This is a genomic window from Nostoc sp. C117 (genome assembly GCF_043099735.1).
Classification (GTDB): Bacteria; Cyanobacteriota; Cyanobacteriia; order Cyanobacteriales; family Nostocaceae; genus Nostoc.
Genome location: NZ_CP170991.1, coordinates 4,711,147 through 4,735,130 on the forward strand (window position 1 = coordinate 4,711,147; position 23,984 = coordinate 4,735,130).

The following is a 23,984-nucleotide window of genomic DNA, read 5'->3' on the forward strand; positions in this document are numbered from 1 at the left end:
TGAGGGTGGGAAACAGAGAGTACGGAATAGGATAAAGATTTTCGAGACCTACAACAGGTTATAGTGTTTCTTATTTAACGTGAATCTTTTGAATTACTGAGACGAATGATCAAATAGCTAATTGATAGGGCAAGAATAGCAATACCTAAACCAATTATATCAATACCTGGAACTTTTTCTAAGTCAAGAATAATAATTTTTCTAGCAACAGCAATTAAAGAAGTGACAATAACTAATTCAACCTGAAAAACGTGTTTTTGTAAATAAGCTGTGATATTTTCTAAGATTTCTAAAGCAATTAGAATGTTTAAAAATAAACCGAAAATTTTATATAATGTGGTGTTAAATGTACCATAAGGTGCTGTAAATAACTCTTTAAAAATAAAGAATCCTAAATCTGCGATCGCCATCAAAATTACAATTACCATGAAAATAGATAGAACTTTAGAAACTAGCACTTCGACGTTTTCGATGATGTGCATAAAATTCTCATCTTTCGTAGCTCCTAAAATTCGCCTCATTAGCTTTTTCATCATATCCTACACCCCATTTTCAAATAAAAGAAAATCCCATAGATAAATCTAGAGGATTAGAATAACCCGTAATAATAGCTTCTGGCGAGAAGCAAACTACGTAATTTGTAATTACAGCAGAATTCAGAAGTCAGAATTTATATTTTTATTCTTTCTCTATAGCTAAAATGACTTAGTAAAAGCCCTCATTCCTAAATATTTAGTATCTTTAGATATGGTAATTGGTAAGAGTCAAAAGTAGATAGTTATAAAAAATAATAATAACTATTGACTATTGATGATTGACAAAATTACTTATTGCTATTTATAAATTATCGGTTTATAGCTACACTTAGCAGCTTACCATTGGGAGGATTGTAGTTGATAATTTTTGACTGTAACTTTCAGAGAAATTGGTATCAACTGTACTGCACAGGCTTTTAATTCTGGTTGTAGGGAATCGGGGCAAGATTCGGGATGGGTGAGGGCGTTAGCTTCGGCATTGTCTGCCCACAGGTAACCCCAGTGCATAGGGACAAAAACTGTACCAGGTGCGATCGCCTTTGTAACTTTAGCAGGAAACTGAGCTTTACCGCGACGCGATCGCACTTCTACACACTGATTATCTACAATACCTAACTTAGCAGCATCACGGGGGTGAATCTCGATAAACGGTTCCGGGTGCATTTTGCAAATTTTTTCAATGCGACCGGTGCGCGTCTGGGTGTGCCAATGTCCATAAAGGCGACCATTAGTTAGCACAAAAGGATAATCAGGGTTTGGTGGTTCTGCCAATCCCTTTGAGTAATATGCCCCAAATCGAGCGCGTCCGTCAGGGGTGTGAAAGCGCAAGTTAGTATATAAACGCTTTCCAGAGGTTTCTCCCACTACCTCCCCTGCTCCTCTACTTCCCCTGCTCTCTTGGGGGTGAGGCCATTGAATCGGGCTTTGGACTAATTGCGCGTGACTGATACCTGTCATATCGCAGGGGCGATTTTGAGTTAGTTTGACAAACTCTGTGTAAACTTCACCCGAGTTAGCAAAGGCGAATTCCTTTTCAAAACCTAATCTACGTCCAACTTCGGCAAAAATTTCCCAATCTGCTTTCGCTTCTCTTGGCGGTTGGCGGAAGGCTTGACACAAAGTTACCACCCGTTCGGAATTGGTCATCACGCCAGTTTTTTCACCCCACTGGGCTGCGGGTAGCAGGACGTGGGCGTAAGCAGAAGTTTCTGTGGGATAATAGGCGTCTTGGTAGATGGTGAAAGGCGATCGCAATAACGCCTTCTTAGTCCGCTCTAAATCTGGCATACTCACAGCTGGATTAGTCGCAGCAATCCATAGTAGCCCCACAGCATCATCTTCCAGACCAGTAATCATTTCCCAAGCACTTAAACCGGGATTGGGCGAAATTTGCCCTGGCTTGAGTCCCCAAAACTCTTCAACTTCTGCCCGATGCTGGGGATTTTTTACCACCCGATAACCCGGTAATAAATGCGCCAAACCTCCAGCTTCTCGTCCTCCCATCGCGTTTGGCTGACCGGTGAGCGAGAAAGGACCAGCCCCAGGTTTGCCAATTTGTCCAGTCATCAGGTGCAGGTTAATGATAGTTCTGACCTTAGCTGTTCCTTCTGAGGATTGATTTACACCCATTGACCACAAAGATAATACTCGCTGCGATTTACCCCAATAGCGAGCTGCTGTTTCTAAATCTTCAATGCTGATTCCACATTGACGCGCCACGACTTCTGGCGGATAGTGGCGAATTACCTCAGCATATGCAGGAAAATTGCTGGTGCAGTCGTCCATGAACATCGTATCCATGTAGTTCCAACGCATCAACAAATGAGCGATACCGTTTAACAAGTCGATATCTGTTCCGGGACGAATAGCTAAATGCAAATCAGCAGCTTCTGCGGTTGGTGTCCGACGGGGATCAACCACAATCATTTTGACTTTGCGGTTCTTTTTGTGATATTTTTCCAGTCGGTTAAAAACGATGGGGTGACATTCCGCTGTATTAGTGCCAATTAAAAATGCACAGTCAGTTAACTCTAGGTCTTCGTAACAGCAAGGAGGTCCATCTGAGCCAAAGCTTTGAATGTATCCAGCTACAGCGCTAGACATACATAAACGTGAGTTAGCATCAAAATTATTAGTACCCAAGCACCCTTTCATGAGTTTTTGGGCGATGTAATAGTCCTCGGTTTGAAACTGACCGGAACCATACATACATAAGGCTTCTGGCCCTTGGGTGAAGCGGATAGTTTGAATACGCTGCGTGATTATATTAAAAGCTTCGTCCCAACTAACGCGGCGAAACTCCTGATTTAATGAGTCTCGCACCATTGGGTAATGTAATCTATTTTTATCTAAAGATTCCGCGATTGTTGCACCTTTGACGCAAACCATTCCCTGACTAGATGGATGGGCTTTATCGCCCCGCACTCGCCAAGTTGGAGTTCCTTGGCTATCTCGATTAGTTGCTTTGCCATGTTGGGCTGGGGGTGAAACTTCTAATCCACAGCCAACACCACAGTAAGGACAAAGAGTTTTGGTAAATTCACTCATGGGAGTTATAGATTTTTGTTATTCGGATTGTGCAACCTTGGATGGAGCGACTATAATTGCGATTTTATTTACAGGAGTTTTTTACATGAAGTTATTGGTGTAGATAATTGGTGTTTGAAGACGCGATTTATCGCATCTCTACAATAAGAAAGACGCGATAAATCGCGTCTCTACAATAAGATTATTCTTCGGTTAAGAAGATAGTAGTTGGGGTTTGTAATGTTTCAACTTCATGAGATGCGCCAAAGGAATTTTTCGGTTCTTTGAGGAAGAAGGCGCACATGAAAGCGCAGACTAAAGCCGCTAAACCCATTGTGGAAAAAAGTGTTGGAGCGTCGGTTAAGCTAAAAATTGTTAGGTAAACTACGCCGCCAAAATTTCCGTAAGCCCCGACATTACCGGCGATTTGTCCAGTAGCTTCTTTCTTAATTAGAGGTACGATGCTGTAGGTTGCACCGCAGCCAGCTTGAGCAAAGTAAGCGGCAAACATTGTCACTGCGATCGCTAGCGGAATCGGCCAGTTACCATTAATAAAATGTGCCATCAAATAACCAACACCGATACCAGCGCTGATAATTGTCATTGTCCACTTACGGGAGCCGAATTTATCAGAGATTAAGCCACCACTGGGACGAGAAATTAAATTTAAAAAAGGATAGCTAGCAGCAATCATCCCCGCGACAACATGCTCTAAAGCAAAGGTTTTTTCAAAAAATGCCGGGAGCATAGAAACAGCTGCCAGTTCCGAACCAAAGCTAGTTATGTAAGTGAATTCGAGTAAAGCTATTTGACCAAATTGAAAACGCTCAGTTGGTGGATAAGTTTTCTTCCCAGTTAGTAGTTCTCGATTGACTTCCCAAGCTTTATAACTTTGGTAAGCAAACAATCCTGCTAATAGCAACCAAGTGAGATACATTTGGCTCAAATTTAAGAAATGAATGTTCTTTTGTTCTAAGCGCCAAGCTAATAAACCCAAGGCGAAAATTAAACCAAAATTCGAGACAATCATTGCCCAGAAGCTTTTAACAGTGGTTACTTCTAAAGCTCCATTTTTCTTAGGTTTTTTATAGACTTTACCAATCGGGGTATCTTGGACGGTGTTGTAATAAATTACGCCGTAGATGGCTGCTATGATTCCTGTAAAAGCGATCGCTAATCGCCAATTAGAAGTACCACCAGCTAAAAAGCTAGTAGACACTGCAATCATTGGCAAAGCAAACTCCGCACCAAAAGCCCCAAAGTTACCCCAGCCGCCATAAATGCCTTGAGCAATTCCCATCTCTTTCGGCTGGAACCATTCCGCCACCATGCGGATACCCACAACAAACCCAGACCCAACAATTCCCATCAGCAAACGACTGATGACTAGTTGATTAAAATCTTGGGCTACCGCCGTCATCAAACAAGGAACAACCGCAAACATCAATAGCATTGAGTAGGTGATTCTAGGACCAAAACGATCCAGAAGCATCCCAATAATTAAACGTGCAGGAATTGTCAAAGCAAGGTTACAGATACCTAAAGTTTTAATTTGCTCTGGTGCTAGATGTAGTTCTTTGCCAATAGTTGTAGCGAAGGGAGCGAAATTAAACCAACAGACAAAAGTGAGAAAAAAAGCAAACCAAGTTTGATGTAAGATGCGATAGCGATCGCCTGATGAAAATAATTTTTTAAGCATTCTAATCTTTCTAATTGAATAAAATACCGAGAACCGGTAGGGAAAGTTGAGCCTTTGAGGTCGGAAGTTGAGCCTTTGAGGCTGGAAGTTGAGCCTTTGAGGTCGGAAGTTGAGCCTTTGAGGTCGGAAGTTGAGCCTTTGAGGCTGGAAGTTGAGCCTTTGAGGTCGGAAGTTGAGCCTTTGAGGCTGGAAGTTGAGCCTTTGAGGCTGGAAGTTGCGCCTTTGAGGCTGGAAGTTGCGCCTTTGAACTCGGAAATTGCACCTTTGAACTCGGAAATTGCACCTTTGAACTCGGAAATTGCATTCAATAGGCTAGGCTTGGATTAAGGGTTATTGGTGTAGATAATTGGTCTAGAGAAGACGCGATAAATCGCGTCTCTACATGAGGGTTTTGGGTTTATCTGTGAAGTATGAGTCTTGCCCAATGTCCAATTCCCAACTAACAGCCACTAACTACTAAGGCTTCTTGCTTGAGTTTTGCCCCAAAGTTTTTGATAAGTAAATCTTGCAATATTGGCTGTAAATCTTCACAGGGTATGCCTTTGATGACGCAAGTTCCTAAATGGGCATCTTTGCCAACTTTGCCGCCCATATATATGTCAACGCCTTCTAGGGTTTTGCCATTTTTGCGAGTTTTAGTTCCCATCAAGCCAATGTCTGCAACTTGGGGTTGTCCGCAGGAGTTAGGGCAACCTGTCCAGTGAATTCGCACCGGATGAGTGAAGATTAAATCTTCTTCTAAGGCTTTAATCATTGCCAGGGCGCGGTTTTTGGTTTCGATGAGAGCAAAGTTGCAAAATTGTGCGCCTGTGCAAGATACTAGCGATCGCGCCAGTAAACCTGGATCGATGGAAAACCTTTGCAGCAAAGGATCTGTTAAAAATGTTGCTAAACGCAAGTCAGAAATATTGGGGATAACAATGTTTTGCTCGACTGTAAAACGGATTTCGCCACTGCCGTAAACTTCGGCTAGACGAGCAAGTTGAAACATATCTTCGGCATATAACCGACCGACAGGAATATGCAAGCCTACGTAATTTAATCCCGGCTGCTTTTGTTTATATACTCCGATGTGGTCGCGTTTTTCCCAGTCGATTTCGTCTTTTGTTGCTGCGGGTATTAATGATTTACCCAAACGGCTTTCTACTTCTGCTCGAAACTTATCTAAACCCCATTCATCAATTAGCCACATGAGGCGGGATTTTTGCCGATTAGCACGTAAGCCGCGGTCACGATAAACTTCCAAAACAGCTCTACATACAGCGACCACATCTTCCGGAGCCACCCAAGCATTTAAAGGAATCGCCGCCTCACAACGTTTCGCTGAGAAAAAACCACCGACAAGGATGTTAAAGCCGAATATTGGGGATTGGGAAGATTTTTCCCCAGTCCCCAGTCCCCAGTCTCCAGTCCCTTCCTTAAATGCTGGCACGAAAGCCAAATCATTAATCTCCGCATGAACGGAATTGTCTCTTCCACCAGCGATCGCAATATTAAACTTTCGTGGTAGGTTGCTAAACTCTGGGTTCCCTTCGCCTTTGTTGGTGAGCATATCTTGAATTTGCTGTACCAACTCTCGTGTGTCGTACAACTCATCTGCATCCAACCCCGCCACCGGATCGCCTGTGATATTGCGGACGTTATCCATCCCTGACTGGACGGTGGTTAAACCAACTGCATGAAATCTATTAAAAATATCTGGTAAATCTCCAATCCTAATCCCCCGCAATTGAATATTTTGTCTGGTAGTAATATCAGCACTACCCTCATCCCCGTAACGCTGCACTACTTCGGCTAAAACACGCATTTGAGTGCTAGTGAGAATACCATTAGGCATCCGCAACCGCATCATAAACTTGCCTGGAGTGACTGGGCGAAAAAATACACCCATCCATTTGAGTCGATGATCTCGGTCTGTTTCGTCCATTGCTTCCCAACCCAAGGCGGCAAATTTCTCTATCTCACCCTTAACGGCGAGTCCATCTTTTTCTGCCTTGAATTTCTCGAACTTATTGAGGCTGACCCTGGTAGTTGCTATATCTGTCATGAGGCTGACTCTCGTTGCAAATTATTAAAATTCAGTGAGATTTTGTGGTGCTACTTGCCCACGATCCATCAACCCGTAGTCTCATCAGGTGTTGTATCTACGAGGATTAGAAATGATAAACTTTATATTTGGTTACGACTGATTACTTATACTTCAGAGCATTCCAACGCGAAACTTAAAATCCGTGGTTAGTGAGGGAAAAGTTTTCATATCGATATCTTGGGAATTTGTCAAGCAGGTTTAGAGAATGTTCATGTAACAATTTCCATACTCATAACTTAAAGTGATATTTCTGTTAAAATCGTATAAATTGTTACGGTTTTTTAGTAAAATTGCGACAACCGCATGAATGCTATGCATTTTCTACATCAAGCTCAGCAATAAGCGATGCAAAGCGCTCGATCAAAGCATTTGAGATAAGGGATTTTAGCTAAAACTTAGAAATTATTTCAGCAGCTATGAAACGTCGTGATTTTATTAATTGGGTAGGTTTGGGTTTGATTGCGAGTTCTCTACCTGTAGCGATCGCAGCCTGTTCTTCTCAAACAACTTCAACATCTGGAGATTGGCAAACAGTAGGCACCTCAGCAGAATTAGATAAAACAGGACAACTGCTGGCGAAAAACTCACCTGCTGGGCCTGTGTTGGTAGTCGGCACATCTAAAAGCGAAAATCTGACGGCTGTCAACCCTACTTGTACTCACGCAGGTTGTACCGTCGGGTGGGAACCCTCAACAAAAACGTTTTTATGTCCCTGTCATGGTTCCAAATATGGAATTGACGGCAAAGTACAAAAAGGCCCAGCCAAAGAAGCACTTAAAACTTATGCCGCCAAAATTGAGGGGACTTCAGTTGTAGTCAAACCAACATAGTGGTCTGTCGTATTAATTTTGCTGGGTTTGTAGTGAGCGATAAATCGCTCAATTTTAAGCACTTCAGTGCTTACTACAAACTAATGACATGGACTACTAGTACCACTTTGGATAACTCAAAATTCAAGCAGGGTATTGTGAGTAATATCAACCAGCTTTTGCTAGAAGCCGAGGCAGCATATAATGCAGCTGATTGGTCATCACTAATTCAATATTTACAACAATTAATTTTAGGGGCAGATTCTAAAGATCCAGAGATAGTTAAAAATCGAGAATATCTTCTGAAATTAGCGCTTTCAGTGTTAGAGATCGGGGATTTTCAACAACGCTGGGAAATCACCAAGGTGTTAACTGACTTGGGGAATATTGCCATCTCACCACTCATTGACATCTTAAAAGATGAAGATGCAGAAGAAGAATTACGCTGGTATGCAGCACGAACTTTGGGGGAATTTCAGCACCCAGAAGCGATCCCATCTTTAGTGGAATTGTTGAAAATCGATGAGGATGAAGAACTCAAAGCGATCGCAGCTACAGCACTGGGACAAATGGGTACTGTTGCTATTACTTCACTAACTGAACTTCTAATAGATGAAGATACACGGTTGCTAGCAGTGCGATCGCTTTCTTTTATTCCCCAAATAGAAACCATTGCACCACTGCTGAGTGTAGTGCAAGATTCTCAACCCGCAATCCGTACCGCTGCAATTGAAGCCCTCAGTGGCTTTCACGACGAACGTGTACCACCAGTATTATTAAACGCTTTGGATGATGTTGCTGCCACAGTTAGACGTGCAGCAGTGATTGGTTTAGGTTTTCGCCCCGACTTACGCCAAGCATTAGATTTAGTCATAAGACTACAACCGAAACTTTACGACTTTAATCTTGATGTTTGTTGTGCAGCAGTAATTACCCTTTCTCGGATGGGTTGCGATGACGCGGCCAAATACTTATTTGATTTGCTGATTTCACCCCAGACACCAATAACGCTGCAATTAGAAACCATCCGCGCTTTAAGTTGGGTGGGGACGTTATCGAGTTTAGAATATTTGCAAACAGAATTTCATCAAAGTACTTCCGAGACACTCTGGCAAGAAATTGTCACAGTTTTGGGACGAGTGCAAAAACCGCAGTTAACTAGACCAGCCGCAGAAATCTTACTACAAATACTGCGCTCGCCACATCCAGCCAGAGAAATTGCCCATATCAAAAGTGCGATCGCCCTGTCTTTAGGACAGTTAGGAAAAATCCAAGCAATTGAACCATTAATTGGGCTGCTAGCTGATTCTGATGCATCCGTGAAACTACATGCGATCGCAGCACTGAAAAATCTGGACGAACAAGCTGTACATGAACAATTGCAGCAGTTAGCAAATAATGATGCAATTACGCCAGATTTAAAACAAGGAATAGCGATCGCTCTAGCCGAATGGTAAATTTTCTCCAATAATAGAGATAAGCTGATGCGCGTCTAAAGTATATAAACACTCTTGATGGTCGTTGACTGTTGACGGTTAACGGTTAACAGTCAACGACCATCAGGTAAATGTACAAATTAAATGCGTAACAGCTTAACATTAAATACAAAATTTATATGAATACTCAGATAACAACACAACTACCAATTCCCTCCCACTTTAACCGCGATAAAGTCGGCGAGGTCTGGCGCGTACCTTACCTAGAACGTGCTGCAGAAGCCGAAACATGGTCAAAACAACACAACATTAAACCTGCATCTTCAGATAAAACTAAAATTTGCTTACTATTAATTGATGTCCAAAATACCTTCTGTATTCCTGAATTTGAATTATTTGTAGGTGGAAAATCTGGTAATGCAGCAGTGGATGATAATTTGCGATTGTCTGAATTTATCTATCGTAACTTAGGAGTAATTACAAAAATTATACCTACTCTAGATACCCACACAACAACACAAATTTTCCATCCTATCTTTTGGGTAAACGCCGCTGGAGAACATCCCACCCCGGCAGCGACTAGCATCACTCCTGGAGATATCGCCCAAGGTATTTGGAAAGTCAACCCAGCAGTTGCCAATAGTGTTACGAATGGGGATTATGAATTATTAGAAAAACATGCTTACCATTATGTTAAGCAACTAAGTCAGGACGGAAAATATCCGCTGACTGTTTGGCCTTATCATTCCATGTTGGGTGGCATTGGTCATGCTTTAGTTTCGTCGGTAGAAGAAGCAATATTTTTTCACGGTATTGCTCGTCAGAGTCAAACACAATTTGAAATTAAAGGGGAAAATCCTCTAACAGAAAATTATTCTATTTTACGTCCAGAAGTCTTAGAAGATTTTGAGCAACGTCCACTTGCTCAAAAGAACACCCGTCTCATTAAACAACTTTTAGAATTTGATGCTGTAATTATTGGCGGTCAAGCTAAAAGTCATTGTGTCGCCTGGACAATTGACGATTTATTAACAGAAATTAAACAGGTAGATGCCACCCTGACTCAAAAAATTTATTTGTTAGAAGATTGCACTTCTCCTGTTGTTGTTCCCGGTGTTGTGGACTACACAGAACAGGCAGATGCAGCATTTACAAGATTCGCAGAAGCAGGAATGCACATTGTAAAATCTAGCGAATTTGGGCATTAGGAGTTAGGAGTTAGGAGTTAGGAGTTAAGAATTTTTTTATCTCCTTGTCCCCTTGTCTTCCTTGTCCCCATTCCCATTACCTCATTTTTTCAAATAACTCTTGGGATCTTCTGCTACCCAACCCAGAGATGAGCTAGAACGCACTTCAAAATGAAGATGCGGTTGATTGGAACTTGGTTGTCCACTAGTACCTACAGTTCCTAGTAAGTCTCCTTTTTTTACTTGCTGACCAACGGTAACTTTGATGGTGTCAAGTTGGGCGTAGCGGCTTTGAAGTCCGCCATTGTGGTTAATGATGACCAATTTGCCATAACTGCCTTGATTGTTGGCAAAGGCTACAGTTCCAGGTGCGATCGCCAGCACATCTGTACCAACTGGTGCTAACAAATCAACGCCGCTATGAAAGAAAACTTGACCTGTCGCAGGATTAATTTGCCAGCCGTAGGCTAATCCTACTGTTACCACCTCTGCCAAAGGATATCCTGACAAGGATGCACGCTTTGGCGTACCGACATCAGTAGGCGAAGGGGATTTAGTTATTACACCATTAGGCGACCAATTTACCCCCGGAACAAACACGATTCTGGGGTCTTGTTGGCAGCCATTCACCTCAAAAAGGCTATCAGCACGAACCTTGTATTTTGCCGCCACTTGTCGCCAAGTTTGACCACTAGGCACTTCAACTACAATCCCATTGTAGGGAGGAATTTGAAGCACACTACCAACGGCGATCGCTCCGTTGTTTTGCAAACCTGGATTCATCCCAATAATAGTTGTAGGTATGAGATTGTAGCGCTGCGCTATACTCTCCAAGGTTTCGCCACGAACTACTTTATGGCGCTGGAAGCGAGATAAGGCTGGAGTCGGGCAACCACCTACAGCAGCGTTGGCACTGTTTGAGTTTGGCAGTATAGATACTAAGCCTAAGACGCTAACTAAGCTACAGAGAAACAGTTGACAATAGGATAAAGTCATGTATACAAGTCAATAGCGCATTATTAGATTTTAGATGGAGATTTTAGGGAATGGGGACTGGGGAGATGAGGGAGTGGGGGCAGGGAGCAGGGGGCAGGGAGAGAAATAACTCCTAACTCAGCACGGGCTAAACGCCCCACTACCGCTAACGGAGCTGTTTTGCCTAATCCCCAATCCCTAATTCCCAGTAAATTGATCTGTCCACTTGCCGTTAGCTTGACTACACTTAGAAATTAGCAACTGCATTGCTGTCCTTGAGCATAATGATTATGAAGTTATCCTTGAAGCAACTGGCCGTTTATCTGTTTTTACTGGCGATCGGCGGTGGTGCAGGTTTGTTTGGCAGTCGTTATCTGATGCCACAATATCCCTCGTTCCAACAGTTAAAAAATGTAACAATGGCTTTGCCTCCAGAATCGGTAGTTCCAAATTCTCCTAATGGAGCGATTGGGGGTACTGGGGGCAATAATGTAAATTTTATTGCGACGGCAGTGCAAAAAGTTGGCCCAGCTGTTGTGCGAATTAATGCCACTCGCAAAGTAGCCAATCCAATTTCTGACGCTTTGAAAAATCCACTTTTACGGCGATTCTTTGGAGAAGATGACGAACCAATTCCCCAAGAACGCATTGAGCGCGGTACGGGATCGGGATTTATTGTGAGCGAAGATGGAGAACTACTTACCAATGCTCATGTAGTAGCTGATACAGATACCGTACAAGTTACCCTGAAAGATGGTCAGACTTTAGAGGGGAAGGTAGTGGGTGTTGATTCTATGACTGATGTGGCAGTAGTAAAAATCAATGCGAGTCATCTACCCACGGTGAAGTTAGGAAATTCACAAAACTTGATACCAGGAGAATGGGCGATCGCTATTGGCAATCCTCTGGGTTTAGATAATACTGTCACTATTGGCATTATCAGCGCCACAGATCGCACCAGCACTCAAGTTGGTGTCCCCGATAAGCGAGTCACCTTTATCCAAACTGATGCGGCAATTAACCCTGGTAATTCTGGCGGGCCTTTGTTAAACGCCCAAGGCGAAGTGATTGGTATTAACACTGCTATCCGCGCTGATGCTCAAGGACTCGGCTTTGCCATCCCCATTGAAACCGCAGCCCGCATTGCCAATGAACTTTTTACCAAAGGGCGTGTTGAACATCCCTTTTTGGGTATTGATATGGCAGACCTATCTCCCAGCAGAAAACAGCAGATTAATCAAGAAAATCAGTTGAATATCCAACAGGACGCGGGAATAGTCATTAAAGGAATTACAGACAATTCTCCAGCCAAGCGTGGAGGACTTTTGCCTGGAGACCTGATTCAAAAAGTCAATGGTCAACCGGTCAAAACCTCAGCCCAAGTACAGAGGCTTGTAGAGTCCAGTAAGGTTGGTGATATTCTAGCGATCGCAGTCAACCGTAGCGGTAAAATTCAAACCTTCAAAGTGAAGTTAGAAGTTTATCCTAAAAACTAGTTAGAAGTTATGAGTGAGGAGCGAGGAGTGAGGAGTTAGAAGTTAAAAATTTTGCACAACTTCTAACTCTCAACTCATCACTCATAACTTTTGCTCTAGTTGCATCCTTTGTTCCATTTGTCGCAGAAAATACCCCGTCATCATTGCCGATGCTAGAAGTCCTGCTAGGTTATCCCGATCTGTTGTGATTTGCACATTGAAATTTTCTGCAGGGAGCATTCCCACTAGCCCTTGGACGTTTTGGGAGATGATTTGTTTAATTTCAGGGCTGACAGACTGGGCGACCCGGGCTAGAACATCGGGAGACTGATGTTGTAGATATTTGAGTAACTGATTGGGGTATTCTTCAGAGTGATCCGAAAGAAGTTGATTAGGGTGTTCCTCAGAGTTGTCATTCAAAAAGTCAGGATTAAACACCATTGGCAGTTTTATTTAGCTTAATTGCTAACTCTACTTTAAACCATAGTACAAGGGTAGCGCATTCACCACGGGTATAAGTCATTAAGAGGAGATTGGGCATGGGGACTGGAGACTGGGGACTGGGGACTGGGGGAGATGAGGAGGATGGGGGGCGGAGGGGCGGAGGGGCGGAGGGGTGGAGGAGATAAACTAACTCCTAACTCAGCATGGGCTAAACGCCCCGCTATCGCTAACAGCACTCCTAATGCCCCACTCCCTCTAGTTCTAGTTCTAGTTTTAGTTCTAGTTGTTCTTCTTTCTGCGTGGTGGAAAGTATTTGCGGAAGTTCTTCAATTTGGAAATATTGATGAAATTTTGGCGTTACTTGGAGTGAGTAGGAACGAGAATCGCTGTCTCGGCGCTTGCGAACGAAACCGAGTTCAACGAGTTCTGGAACGTGCTGATATACTCCTGAACCCCGCAAGTTAATCAAGTCGGTCTGGAGTATGGGACTATTGAGGGCGATCGCGGCCAAAGTTCTCAATGCACCTACACCTAATTCTACTGGTATCATAGTTTGCACTAAGTCATAAAAATCAGACCGTAGTTGTAAACTGTAACCATCTGGGGTTTCTACTACTTCTAGAGCTGTATCTCGGTGGGCATAATTGTCCATTAGTTCAATGATGCCTTCCTTAATAGTGGCGCGATCGCACGCGGCATACTCGGCGATTTCGCCGAGCGACAAGGGTTTACCCTTTAAATAGAGAATTGCTTCTATCTTCGTCGCTGTGGCTGTAATCATTTGGTCATTAGTCATTAGTCATTGGTCATTAGTCATTAGTTATTAGTCATTGGTCATTAGTTATTTACAAATGACAAAGGACAAATCACAACTAACAATCAATAAGTCTCTGGGATCATATCCTAAAATGTCAAAAATATTTTGACAATCTCAAAATTTGGCATGGGGCAAAAGAGTGCTGTACATGGATAGCGGGGCGTTTAGCCCGTGCTGAGTTAGGAGTTAGGAGTTACGTCTAATGTGAATTGAGTGTGGAAATCCAGCTAATTTCGTCTATCGTTCCAAAAATAGGATTTTTAACAAGTCTTGAAACCCTTATGGGGAAAGAGGCGTTTTTAATTCACATCAGGCGTGAGTTAGAAATTTTTTTATCTCCTTGTCCCCAGTCCCCAGTCCCTAGTCCCCAGTCCCTAGTCCCCAGTCCCTAGTCCCCAGTCCCTAGTCCCCAGTTCCCAGTCCCTAGTCCCTAGTCCCCAGTCCTCAGTCCCCTCAAAAACCTCTGCTTGTAAGAATAAATTCTGCGATCGCTAAATCTTGTGGAGTTGTGACTTTTAAATTTGTCTCTTCTCCTTCGACAATTCGGACTTCAATGCCGCACCTCTCAAACAAAGCGGCATCGTCTGTTACTTCCCAACCTTGACGCACGCCTTCAGCATGACACTGCTTCAATAATTTGACATCAAATCCTTGGGGAGTTTGTGCTGCCCACAGTTGTCGTCTGTCGGGTGTACTTTGAATTATGCCTTGTTCATCGACGACTTTGATGGTGTCTTTAACAGCCACCGCAGCAATTAAACCGGGACAGTGGCGAATAGCTTCGGCACATGAGTTGAATAAATCTGGTGTGACCAAGCATCTAGCCCCATCGTGAATCAATACTTGTTCTGCATTTGCTGGCAGTGCTTGTAAGCCGTTGTAAACCGATTCTTGGCGGGTAGAGCCGCCTTGAATGAATTCGACTGGTTTATTTAAGTTCAGATCCGCAAGAATTGTCTTAAAATCAGGCCAGTCAGTGGGTTGGGAAATAATCCCGATCCAACTGATTGTACTGGCGGCTTCTGCAGCTAATAAAGTCCAGGCAATAATTGCTTGCGATCGCACTTTCAGCAGGAGTTTATTGCGGTTACTCCCCATTCTTTTTCCGATTCCCGCAGCTGGAATTAGTAAATACACAGAATTCCTCAATCTTTAAGCTATATATTTTCCCCTAAAATAGGGAGCGAGTAAGCGTCAATAAATATTATGCGAGTAGTAGCCCTTGTACCTGGCGGAATTGGCGACCAAATTCTCTTCTTTCCGACTCTAGATAACCTGAAGCGCAATTACCCAAACGCTCAGATAGATGTCGTTGTTGAACCCCAATCAAAGGCTGCCTATCAAGTCAGCAAGTCAGTTCACGAGGTACTGGCTTTTGATTTCAAAGATCGTAACAGTCTGGCAGATTGGGGTAATCTGGTGGGGACAATTCGCGATCGCGAGTACGATGTTGCCATTGCTGTTAAGCAAAGTTGGTTGGTAGGTCTTTTACTGTGGTTGACAGGAATTCCCATACGCATTGGCTACCAAGGCAAGGGTTCGGTTTTTCTAACCCACACTGTGCCATTCAAACCATCTCAGTATAGGGCAGAAGTATATCACGACTTGTTGCAACCACTGGGTATTAACACTCCTCTACCAGAGTTAGCAGTAAATGTACCAAAACCAGATATTGAGTGGGCACAAAAAGAACAAAAACGCTTAGGCGTCGATGAAACAGGCTATGTCTTGATTAATGGCTGTTCTGGCCAGTTATCTCAGGCTAAAGAACCGGATAAAATCTACCCTGTGCAAAATTGGCAGCAAGTCATTCAAAATTTCCAATACAAGCAGCCAGATATGCCTGTGGTGGTGATTAAGGGAGCTAATGATGAACAGTTTGTGCGATCGCTTCTGGAGTCTTCTCCAGGAATCAAAGTGACTACCCCAGACAATCTGGGTCAATTAACTGCCATAATTGCCGGTGCAAATTTGATGTTGTCTACTGATAGTGCAGCACTACAACTCAGTGTTGCCGTGCAAACCTATACCATTGTTCTGTTTGGTCCCACCGATCCAGGTAAGTTATTGCCGAAAAACGATAAATTCCTGGGTATTAAATCCCCCACGGGTAAAACGGCAGATATTTCACCAAACACTGTTTTGGAAAAAATTTGGGGTGGTTGAAGAAGAATACAGAATTCAGAATCACTCTTCGTAGGAGATTGGAACTTGCCACCTAAGCCTTGAGATATTGCCTCGCTCCAAAGCCTAAAGTTTACGGTGTATACACAAGTCTCTCAGGAAGTAATTGACGATTTATCGTACACGCCCTAGATACCTCACCCTGGTTGTGCTATGCAAAATCTGTCCCTTTCCTTCCCAAGGCTTAGGTGTACACACATCTCTCGCCAAACCAAAATCATTGGAGTTCCTCCTAAATCCTCCAATTTACCGGAGGATTTTGAGAGGTTTTCCGCTTTTTTTAGCTCTCGTGTATACATCGTAGCTTTAGCAAGGATAGGGTCAATCGTGAAAATTTAAGATAAAGCGTATTTTGTGAACCAATTAAAATACTCAAAATCTAGTTAAGAAAAATGATAATTATCCGTGGGGGAGGAAAAAGGAGGCAAATAAAATTCGATTTATTTCAACCAAGTAAGCTTGTTAGGCTGCTGACAAGTGTTGTTCTAAAGCTAATGCTGCATATGCGTCAAAACCATTATACGCATCGGTCACAATGACTTTAGAATTAGGTGGATAGTGTTCTGCAATGTCATCGATCGCTACCCAAAAATCATCTAATGCATTGTTATGCCGTAAGAATTCCAGAACCTCTTGATACCGAAGGTATTGGAATTCATGGATAATCTTGGGATCTAAAAAAGGCGTAAATCCAACAATGCGCTCAACAATACTTGGTGAAAACAAAGGGCGAACTAATTCAAATGGAAATACCTCTCTCCATGAAGATGAAATAACAACTAAGACTTTCGGATATCGTTGCAAAACATCTTCAAATATTTGCAAACAAATGGGATCGAATTTCAAGAGGTTTTCTCTCTCAACTGGGATGTCAAACTTCTTTTCAGGAACAAGAACACCATCGATATCTAAAAATATCCACATCTCAGGAAGGTTGACTTTTAATAGTATTACTCATCTGGGAACTATAAATTATAGTCAAGGGCAACAGAGAACGCAAAATCAAGCAAAGCAATTACCTATTATTTTACTATTAAAGGCCAGGAAACAACTCATTGGCTCTCACTACCTCACCAACCTCGATCGAATTACTTTGTGCGGAAACCTTTCCAAAGTAATAGACTAAACAATATTAAGCCTAGTGAGGCTATAATCCACCATATTCCACCTTGAACCAAAAGCCAGACAACTAATTTTGGGGCGCCACACGTCGAGCATCCCATAATAATTGATACATTGAGCAAAATTAGTATTTCTCCAAATATATATTAATGGCTTTCCCGTACTGTACCAGGGTGAAACTTTCCGCTGAATCTCCTCCCTTTAAGTATTGCTAAATCCTGACCTCTTCAAAATATTTCAAAAAAAGCATCATCTAATTCATAACCGAGCATTTGCGCCATAGACTTCAACCGCGATAGGCTGGGAATACCTTGCTGTTTAAACCAATCACTTAAAACAAAGATTTTGTGCATCAAAAATATTTCTAAGGCTTCAGGATTATACTGAATACCTTCTTGAGAACTGAACTGGTGTGGTACTAGCATGGCAGCATAACGAGCGAATTCTCCGGCTTTCCAATCTAGTAAAAATGGTAACCAGGGATATTTAGCATCTAGACGCACAAACCACAACCGCACCTCTGGAATTTCTGAGAGTTCGCGTGGATCGCCAGGTTCGAGATCGTAATTGATATCAAAGCGTAGTTGCTGTTCATGGGATGCGACTCCATCTTGCAGCAGTTGTTCGATCGCCACTGACGCAGGTGACAGATCCAAATTGTTAATTAATTCATTATTGAGTGCGATCGCAATTGTTTTTGACTCAGCAGCCACTTTTTTATGCTCAACTGGAGGATCGAGAACCACAGTAGCAGTTTTGGGCGATTGACGCCACATTCACCAAAAAAGTCCTGATTCACAAAGCTTCTAATGTCTAACGACAAGCTTTTGGCGATCGCCATAACATCGTATGCCATCAGAATAAGCCTCCTTTGTCAAGGTAATGCCTGTCCCAAGGTGGACATTTACCGCATTTTTAAGCTAAAGTTGTAATGAGTTTGTTTTAGATTAAGGTCTTAAAAAGTAGGCATCCAAAGCAAAAAAACCATTATCGCAACCTGTGACTCCAGCAGCATCAAAAGCCAAGACACAACTACAGGGAAAAGAGCGATGTGCAATATCCATACATATATTAAATAACCAATAAACATTGAGATGGGAAAACTCCCACAACAGTTAGCAAGCTGTAATATGCAAAAACCAACAATTTCTACAAGACCAATTCGTTCCTTAGAAGATGCGCTTGAGCGCTGTCAATCCCAGGGTATGCGCGTCAGCCGCCAGCGTCGTTTTATTCTGGAACTACTTTGGCAAGCAAACGAACATCTTTCCGCTAGAGAGATTTACGATCGCTTGAACCAACAAGGCAAAGAAATCGGTCATACTTCTGTTTATCAAAATTTAGAAGCATTATCAACTCAAGGCATCATTGAGTGTATTGAACGGTGTGACGGCCGTTTATACGGCAATATCAGTGACTCTCACAGTCATGTCAACTGTATAGATACAAATCAAATTCTGGATGTTCATGTGGAACTCCCAGAAGATTTTATCCGCCAAATTGAAGAACAAACAGGAGTAAGAATTACTGATTACAGTATTAACTTTTTTGGTTACCGCAACTCAGAAGAAAGTTAATTTTCATTGAGGATTGGGCATTAGGAGTGCTGTTAGCGATAGCGGGGCGTTTAGCCCATACTGTACATGAATAGCGGGGCGTTTAGCACGTGCTGAGTTAGGAGTTAGGAATTTTTTTATCTCCTTGTCCCCTTGTCCCTATTCCCTAATTGAGTTATTGCCAAAAAGAGTCTCATCAACAGAGTCATCATCATCTGAATCTACTGTTAAAATTGTGCCTTCGCTGCTTTCAATTAGTCCAAATGCCGGGGGATTATTCCAATTATGATATGTGTTTGAGGTGATTTTTTCGTTATTTAGAAGGGGTTGCGATGCCTGTGGCGGTAAACTACGCAAATTTTTGAGTTTTTGCAACGACTCTTTGGAGAACAAAGCACCATTATCAGCGGCCAATTTTTTGTCAGTCTCAGAAAGAATGGCATCAAATAAACAGGCGTTGGTGAGATTGGCAAAATTAAGATTTGCACCTGTGAGATTTGCCTGTTGCAGGTTTGCCCCTGTAAGATTTGCCTGTTGCAGGTTTGCCCCTGTGAGATTTGCCTGTTGCAGGTTTGCCCCTGTGAGATTTGCCTGTTGCAGGTTTGCCCCTGCGAGATTTGCCCCAATTAACTCCGCATTGGATAAGTTTGTTTGCTCAAGATTTATTTGAGTTAACGTCACTTGCAATAAAGAGGCTGCCGATAAGTTGAGTTTAGCCAGAGATTTGATGCGGGTTGCAAAGACGTTTTTTTCCAAAACGGTTGTCCTAGCAATCAGCGCACTTAACGCCTCCGGATTGAATTCTGCCAAATTAACTGGATTGCCACAAGGCCAAAAAGGAATTTTTGTTTCCCGGTAGCAAGCACAAAGTAATAAAAACACATTCAATCCCACCGCAGCATTTATCTGCTCGACATTAACAGGATTTTGCAGTGCGTGAAAATGAGTCAAAGCTTTGTGTGCTATTCCCTCATCTAACCAACGACCTTGACAATAAGCACGCCAGAAAGATAAAAGACGTTGAAACAAAACTTCAAAAGAAAACTTGTGTTTTTGCTCCTGGCGTAACCCCTCGATCGCCAATTCTTCAATTTCCTGACTCAGAATCCCATAACCCAGTAAATTATAAATATGCTGGGCAACACTACTGGGAGAATCAAGCAAAAAACTAAGCGCCCCATAACCCTCATCTCGATACCGAGTCAGCAATTTCAACTCATTAGCAATAGCTTCCGCACAAAGATATTCTCCCAACTTCACATGCGAAAACTCAACTAAATTACTTTGCGCCTTTGCGCCTTTGCGTGAGCTTTCAAAATCCCTAACTTCAAAATAAAACCTCGGTAAATTCTGACATTCCTCACCCCAATTGACTTGATAACATTGCGAGTGTAAAATCCTCAAAGCGATCGCTTGCATCTGCTCAATTAAATCTTGAGGATGGCGATGGTTGAGTAAATTAGCGATCGCTTCTGGAGTCCGGTGAATATGAGCGAATCCTGAGCGCAATAACATCGTCTTCATCCCACCAGTTAGCGGATAGCCTAATAACCACCGACTCAAGCGATGATAAATTTCCCACATGTGAGTGTTAGTAGCTAATTGCAAAAACTGCTCATCTAGAAGTCCTTCACGGTGCAAAATGCCTAATAAATGCAGCATTAGCGGTTGACGAACAAGGGCAGATAATTCTGGAGACTTTGATTTGGCAAATAACCCCGCCTGTTTGAAGAATGTAAACAAATTTTGAGCAATGGGTAACGATTGTACTTTTGCCCACTGCTGAAACCATTGTTTGAGTTCTTCTACATCCAATGGCTGGATAGTAATTCGTTTGAACAACAGCGGTACTTCTGGGATAATTTGCGGCAACGTTGTTGACCGACTAGTTAACACAATTTTGTGGCGCTGCTGAGACTGAAAGTTGAGCAATTGCTGAATAAAAATTGCTTTTGCTCTTGTACCTTGAACAGAAGGTGGTAATTCGTCCAAACCATCTAGCAGCAATAAACACCGAGAATTTTCTGGTTCTAACCAACTTGAAAGGTTTGTATTGACATTTCCCAGAAAAGCAGAATTTAGGGTTTCAGTAAAAGTTTTACCGTATTTGATATCTCGCAACCTAATTAGTATAGGCATCCAATCTGGGTAAAATTCCTGTGCCACCTGTGCCGCCCAAAGTTGGCAAAAACTAGTTTTTCCATAACCAGGTTCCGACTCAATGATAGCGATGGTTTCTAAATCAGCTAGCTGTTGCTGTGCCCATGTCTTTAAATCAACAGCTGTAACAGTTTTTTTATCCTGGTCAGAAATGCCTTCTTCTACTAGTAAGCCTTGTTGTGCCACATAGATATCCTTAAGGGCAAAGGATTCCATCAGTAAGGGCAGACTCAGATTTTGAATCAAACTTGCGCGGTAATATTCTCGGTGCAAGTCAATTTTATCGCCCACCGATGCTTCTAATATTCCAGATTCTGGGGTAATGAAACTGGGAGATAAGGAAATCCCCAATCGGACAAATTTTTGCAGTTGGGCTAAGGGAGCAGGATTTTCGGTAACCACTATTAGTAGGTGACCAGGAAGTGAGTTAACCAAACGCTGTGTTAAGAGTTTAGCTTCAACTTCCTCTGCACCATTAGCAACAAACCAAGCTATGGCAACATTATTTATTTGTTGTACTAGTAAAGAGTCACCAATCAAAGACAGTGCTTGTTCTGCTTGAGTGTCACTCAATTTACCTGGGCTGAGAGTTTTCAGTAATCCTTGTAATTGAGGATCTTGGAGGGTGAGTTTACCCACTTCCTCTTGCAGGATGTTTGGTTGGGTGGGTATTTTTGCTCGGTCTAACCACGGTCTTTGTAGGCTTTCTTCTTGGTCTAAAATTGTTTGTAAAGCTTGAAGATAGGCAATTTGAAACGCTAGCCATGTGCCTTCGGTACGTTTTAGGGGCTTTTTTTGGCTGAGGCGACGCAACAGACTTGCTGTCAACTCGGCAATGACGCTAATTTCTTCGCAAACAATATCTAAAGGTAGTTCTAAAACCTCTACCAAGGTACAGACATCAAAAGGCATGAGGCTTTTGACTTCCATATCCTGAACAATACGGTAGGTAATACCTGCCAATTGCCCTGGTGAAAATCCCCCAGTCTGATTGATTGCGATATGGCGTTCTGCCAACCAGTGCCGAATACTTAGGTTCATTTAATTACACGGTGAAGGCTGCCTAGGGCAATTATGCTTCATTTATCAGTTTGCGAAAACAGGTAACAATGGGGGAGACAAAGTTTAGCATTAAGGCTGTTTTTTGATTGGTAAAAACAGTACTGGTGTAATTGAGTAAATTATGAGCGATCGCCCTCTAAAATTACTGTTAATCGACCAAGACCCAATTTTCCGTTTGGGACTACGGGTAGCTCTAGAAGCAATTCCTGACTTGCAAGTAACAGCAGTGGTAGAAACTTATACTGCTGCCTTGCAGATTTTAGCAGAAATTGCCCAACAAGACCCAAACCAGGTAAATTTGGTGGTTTTGGAATTAGGTAATGGTCGCTTCACCACAAGTCAGCAGCTAGGATTGCAATTCTGTCAGCAACTTAGAGCCTTGTACCCCAACCTACCAATTTTGCTCCTCAGTTCTGTTCAACAGCAAGGACTATTATCGGCGGCAAAATCTATTGGCGTAAATGGCTACTGTCCCAAAGGCACACCTATTTCTGAGTTGGTCGTCACAATGCAACAACTTGCAGATGGTGCTTCCCATTGGTTTCAGGAGACGGAAGTAATCATAACTCCTAACTCTCAACTCCGTACAGATGCGATTAATCCCGTTTCTACTCACTCCCTACTCCCTTTCTTTAAACTGAGAAATAATTTACGTTTGTCAGGAATTGATTACATTAACGCTACCCTAACGGCGGTAACAGCACAATTACAAATACCTGGAATACTAGTATTAGATCGGGCAATTCTAGCTGGACGACGGCGTGAACTGCTAGCAGCTCGTTGGTTGCTCAATCGCTTGTTGGTTTCACCACAAGAAAGGCAAGAGGAACATATTTCAGTGGCCGATGAGTTCCCTCTGAGTTTTCAAAAGAGTAGTGCCATTCAACAAACGCAAATGCCGCCGCCTTTGCTAACCACGGGAGCGCTACAATCTGCTTTGTTTGCATCTTGCGTTACTAAACTTCAATTTTCTTTAGAAAATGTCACAGATATTCCTTTAGAAATTGACATTTTACGCGAACAAAAAAAACGGGAATTACTTTATCTCATTCTGCAAAAATTAGCTGAACAATTGGATGAACTTCGAGCTTCTGAAATAGAGATTAATCAATTATTTGAGCTAAGAGTTAGCTTATTAAAGGATTTATGGCAAGCAGTAATAACAGATTTTTTTGGAAAGTTTTCTTTGATTAAATTAGGAAAAAACAATATAGAAATTGTTAATTTATTATTGCAAAGTTCGGAAGTTGTAAAAACAGAAATTCTCAATAAAATTCCACTGGCTTTTGAATTGTATAGTTATCTGCTATTTCAAGCAGAATTGTATATTAATAATATTTCCTATTCAGCAGTGAGTGATGAAGCGAAGTCCCAAGCATTAATGATTTTAGAAAACTTATTAATTCAGTTAGCAAATGGGATAGTTCAACCACTGCTAAATTATTTAGCCGATGTAGAAACGATTAAGAAAAACTTTTATGCTAGTCAGTTTATTTCTACAAGAGAAATTGAAAGATTTAGAAACGAATTATCATGGAAATATCGTTTTAATAATTATATAAATGAAGCCAAAGCCGTTTTTGAAAGTCGCTACGAAATATTTGTAATTGCACCTCGTGGCATTGCCAAAACTTCAATTTATGCTTCACGCAATCAGGAGTTAGAAAAACTTTCTAATATTCCTTTATTAGTGACACTGATTATAGAATTTAGTGATGCGATCGCCCCACGTTTAAAATCACTGTTATCCTTTTTAGGTAGCGGTATTGTCTTCATTCTTACACAAGTAATCGGTCGTGGTTTAGGTTTAATCGGCCGTGGTATTCTCCAAGGTATTGGTAGTGTTTCGTTAGCAGAAAAGAACTTTAGACGAAATAGCGATCGGACTAAGTGAGGGAATGGGGGCA

20 protein-coding genes are annotated in these 23,984 nt (G+C 42.2%); 8 read left to right on the forward strand and 12 right to left on the reverse strand.

What is annotated here, in order from left to right; translation table 11 throughout:
- Positions 1-74: 74 nt before the first annotated feature.
- From ACFG4S_RS20395 to ACFG4S_RS20415, 5 genes are all read right to left on the reverse strand, one after another.
- Complete coding sequence (locus ACFG4S_RS20395; RefSeq protein WP_392536035.1) at positions 75-533, reverse strand: phosphate-starvation-inducible PsiE family protein; 459 nt, start codon at positions 531-533, stop codon at positions 75-77.
- Positions 534-872: 339 nt separating this feature from the next.
- Positions 873-3,083, reverse strand: coding sequence for a molybdopterin oxidoreductase family protein (locus ACFG4S_RS20400; protein ID WP_392530846.1), 2,211 nt, complete (start codon positions 3,081-3,083; stop codon positions 873-875).
- Positions 3,084-3,264: 181 nt separating this feature from the next.
- Positions 3,265-4,722 (reverse strand): NarK family nitrate/nitrite MFS transporter, encoded by a 1,458-nt coding sequence (locus ACFG4S_RS20405; RefSeq protein ID WP_392536036.1) that lies wholly within the window; start codon positions 4,720-4,722, stop codon positions 3,265-3,267.
- Positions 4,626-5,069, reverse strand: coding sequence for a hypothetical protein (locus ACFG4S_RS20410; protein WP_392530847.1), 444 nt, complete (start codon positions 5,067-5,069; stop codon positions 4,626-4,628). Before ACFG4S_RS20410 ends, ACFG4S_RS20405 begins: the two co-directional genes overlap by 97 nt.
- A 131-nt stretch (positions 5,070-5,200) precedes the next feature.
- Positions 5,201-6,808: a ferredoxin--nitrite reductase gene (locus ACFG4S_RS20415; RefSeq protein ID WP_392530848.1), complete on the reverse strand. Its 1,608-nt coding sequence runs from the start codon at positions 6,806-6,808 to the stop codon at positions 5,201-5,203.
- Positions 6,809-7,266: 458 nt separating this feature from the next.
- On the opposite strand from ACFG4S_RS20415, the gene ACFG4S_RS20420 reads away from it, so the two are divergent.
- The 3 genes from ACFG4S_RS20420 to ACFG4S_RS20430 all read left to right on the forward strand — a co-directional run bounded on the left by ACFG4S_RS20420 (position 7,267) and on the right by ACFG4S_RS20430 (position 10,303).
- Positions 7,267-7,680 (forward strand): ubiquinol-cytochrome c reductase iron-sulfur subunit, encoded by a 414-nt coding sequence (locus ACFG4S_RS20420; protein ID WP_392530849.1) that lies wholly within the window; start codon positions 7,267-7,269, stop codon positions 7,678-7,680.
- A gap of 134 nt (positions 7,681-7,814) precedes the next feature.
- Entirely contained in the window at positions 7,815-9,116 is a 1,302-nt protein-coding gene (locus ACFG4S_RS20425) for a HEAT repeat domain-containing protein (protein WP_392536037.1), read from the forward strand.
- Between the two features lie 158 nt (positions 9,117-9,274).
- Positions 9,275-10,303, forward strand: a complete 1,029-nt coding sequence (locus ACFG4S_RS20430; RefSeq protein ID WP_392530850.1) for an isochorismatase — start codon at positions 9,275-9,277, stop codon at positions 10,301-10,303.
- An 81-nt stretch (positions 10,304-10,384) separates the two neighbouring features.
- On the opposite strand, the gene ACFG4S_RS20435 is transcribed toward ACFG4S_RS20430, so the two are convergent.
- Complete coding sequence (locus ACFG4S_RS20435) at positions 10,385-11,278, reverse strand: LysM peptidoglycan-binding domain-containing M23 family metallopeptidase (protein WP_392530851.1); 894 nt, start codon at positions 11,276-11,278, stop codon at positions 10,385-10,387.
- Positions 11,279-11,547: 269 nt separating this feature from the next.
- Here ACFG4S_RS20435 and ACFG4S_RS20440 point away from each other — a divergent pair, with 269 nt between their 5' ends.
- Entirely contained in the window at positions 11,548-12,753 is a 1,206-nt protein-coding gene (locus ACFG4S_RS20440) for an HhoA/HhoB/HtrA family serine endopeptidase (RefSeq protein ID WP_392530852.1), read from the forward strand.
- An 81-nt stretch (positions 12,754-12,834) separates the two neighbouring features.
- Here ACFG4S_RS20440 and ACFG4S_RS20445 read toward each other — a convergent pair whose 3' ends face one another.
- The 3 genes from ACFG4S_RS20445 to ispD all read right to left on the reverse strand — a co-directional run bounded on the left by ACFG4S_RS20445 (position 12,835) and on the right by ispD (position 15,130).
- Complete coding sequence (locus tag ACFG4S_RS20445; RefSeq protein ID WP_392530853.1) at positions 12,835-13,173, reverse strand: DUF760 domain-containing protein; 339 nt, start codon at positions 13,171-13,173, stop codon at positions 12,835-12,837.
- A 241-nt stretch (positions 13,174-13,414) separates the two neighbouring features.
- Positions 13,415-13,957 (reverse strand): SMC-Scp complex subunit ScpB, encoded by a 543-nt coding sequence (gene scpB, locus ACFG4S_RS20450; protein ID WP_392536038.1) that lies wholly within the window; start codon positions 13,955-13,957, stop codon positions 13,415-13,417.
- Between the two features lie 489 nt (positions 13,958-14,446).
- Positions 14,447-15,130 (reverse strand): 2-C-methyl-D-erythritol 4-phosphate cytidylyltransferase, encoded by a 684-nt coding sequence (ispD, locus tag ACFG4S_RS20455; RefSeq protein ID WP_392530854.1) that lies wholly within the window; start codon positions 15,128-15,130, stop codon positions 14,447-14,449.
- Between the two features lie 69 nt (positions 15,131-15,199).
- Here ispD and ACFG4S_RS20460 point away from each other — a divergent pair, with 69 nt between their 5' ends.
- Positions 15,200-16,159 carry a glycosyltransferase family 9 protein gene (locus tag ACFG4S_RS20460; RefSeq protein ID WP_392530855.1) on the forward strand — a complete coding sequence of 320 codons (960 nt, stop codon included), beginning with the start codon at positions 15,200-15,202 and terminating at the stop codon, positions 16,157-16,159.
- A gap of 480 nt (positions 16,160-16,639) precedes the next feature.
- On the opposite strand, the gene ACFG4S_RS20465 is transcribed toward ACFG4S_RS20460, so the two are convergent.
- Together ACFG4S_RS20465 and ACFG4S_RS20470 are read right to left on the reverse strand one after the other, a co-directional pair.
- On the reverse strand, positions 16,640-17,101 hold the full coding sequence (locus ACFG4S_RS20465) for an HAD domain-containing protein (protein ID WP_392530856.1): 462 nt from the start codon (positions 17,099-17,101) through the stop codon (positions 16,640-16,642).
- 425 nt (positions 17,102-17,526) lie between these two features.
- Positions 17,527-18,012, reverse strand: a complete 486-nt coding sequence (locus tag ACFG4S_RS20470) for a CRR6 family NdhI maturation factor (RefSeq protein WP_392536039.1) — start codon at positions 18,010-18,012, stop codon at positions 17,527-17,529.
- A gap of 96 nt (positions 18,013-18,108) precedes the next feature.
- Between ACFG4S_RS20470 and ACFG4S_RS20475 the strand changes: the two genes are divergently transcribed.
- Together ACFG4S_RS20475 and ACFG4S_RS20480 are read left to right on the forward strand one after the other, a co-directional pair.
- Entirely contained in the window at positions 18,109-18,231 is a 123-nt protein-coding gene (locus ACFG4S_RS20475; protein WP_392530857.1) for a hypothetical protein, read from the forward strand.
- Positions 18,232-18,429: 198 nt separating this feature from the next.
- Positions 18,430-18,876, forward strand: coding sequence for a Fur family transcriptional regulator (locus tag ACFG4S_RS20480; RefSeq protein ID WP_392530858.1), 447 nt, complete (start codon positions 18,430-18,432; stop codon positions 18,874-18,876).
- Between the two features lie 138 nt (positions 18,877-19,014).
- On the opposite strand, the gene ACFG4S_RS20485 is transcribed toward ACFG4S_RS20480, so the two are convergent.
- Positions 19,015-22,056 (reverse strand): pentapeptide repeat-containing protein, encoded by a 3,042-nt coding sequence (locus ACFG4S_RS20485; protein WP_392530859.1) that lies wholly within the window; start codon positions 22,054-22,056, stop codon positions 19,015-19,017.
- A 142-nt stretch (positions 22,057-22,198) separates the two neighbouring features.
- Between ACFG4S_RS20485 and ACFG4S_RS20490 the strand changes: the two genes are divergently transcribed.
- The gene (locus tag ACFG4S_RS20490; protein WP_392530860.1) at positions 22,199-23,971 is read left to right on the forward strand and encodes a DUF3685 domain-containing protein; all 1,773 of its coding nucleotides are present in this window, start codon (positions 22,199-22,201) and stop codon (positions 23,969-23,971) included.
- The last annotated feature ends 13 nt before the right edge of the window (positions 23,972-23,984 follow it).

Excerpts from the sequence above, each read along its gene's own strand:
- ACFG4S_RS20395 (WP_392536035.1), bottom strand. The coding sequence starts at position 533 with ATGAAAAAGCTAATGAGGCGAATTTTAGGAGCTACGAAAGATGAGAAT.
- ACFG4S_RS20400 (WP_392530846.1), bottom strand. The coding sequence starts at position 3,083 with ATGAGTGAATTTACCAAAACTCTTTGTCCTTACTGTGGTGTTGGCTGT.
- ACFG4S_RS20415 (WP_392530848.1), bottom strand. The coding sequence starts at position 6,808 with ATGACAGATATAGCAACTACCAGGGTCAGCCTCAATAAGTTCGAGAAA.
- ACFG4S_RS20420 (WP_392530849.1), top strand. The coding sequence starts at position 7,267 with ATGAAACGTCGTGATTTTATTAATTGGGTAGGTTTGGGTTTGATTGCG.
- ACFG4S_RS20430 (WP_392530850.1), top strand. The coding sequence starts at position 9,275 with ATGAATACTCAGATAACAACACAACTACCAATTCCCTCCCACTTTAAC.
- ACFG4S_RS20435 (WP_392530851.1), bottom strand. The coding sequence starts at position 11,278 with ATGACTTTATCCTATTGTCAACTGTTTCTCTGTAGCTTAGTTAGCGTC.
- ACFG4S_RS20440 (WP_392530852.1), top strand. The coding sequence starts at position 11,548 with ATGAAGTTATCCTTGAAGCAACTGGCCGTTTATCTGTTTTTACTGGCG.
- ACFG4S_RS20445 (WP_392530853.1), bottom strand. The coding sequence starts at position 13,173 with ATGGTGTTTAATCCTGACTTTTTGAATGACAACTCTGAGGAACACCCT.
- scpB (WP_392536038.1), bottom strand. The coding sequence starts at position 13,957 with ATGATTACAGCCACAGCGACGAAGATAGAAGCAATTCTCTATTTAAAG.
- ACFG4S_RS20460 (WP_392530855.1), top strand. The coding sequence starts at position 15,200 with ATGCGAGTAGTAGCCCTTGTACCTGGCGGAATTGGCGACCAAATTCTC.
- ACFG4S_RS20465 (WP_392530856.1), bottom strand. The coding sequence starts at position 17,101 with ATGTGGATATTTTTAGATATCGATGGTGTTCTTGTTCCTGAAAAGAAG.
- ACFG4S_RS20475 (WP_392530857.1), top strand. The coding sequence starts at position 18,109 with ATGTCTAACGACAAGCTTTTGGCGATCGCCATAACATCGTATGCCATC.
- ACFG4S_RS20480 (WP_392530858.1), top strand. The coding sequence starts at position 18,430 with ATGCAAAAACCAACAATTTCTACAAGACCAATTCGTTCCTTAGAAGAT.
- ACFG4S_RS20485 (WP_392530859.1), bottom strand. The coding sequence starts at position 22,056 with ATGAACCTAAGTATTCGGCACTGGTTGGCAGAACGCCATATCGCAATC.
- ACFG4S_RS20490 (WP_392530860.1), top strand. The coding sequence starts at position 22,199 with ATGAGCGATCGCCCTCTAAAATTACTGTTAATCGACCAAGACCCAATT.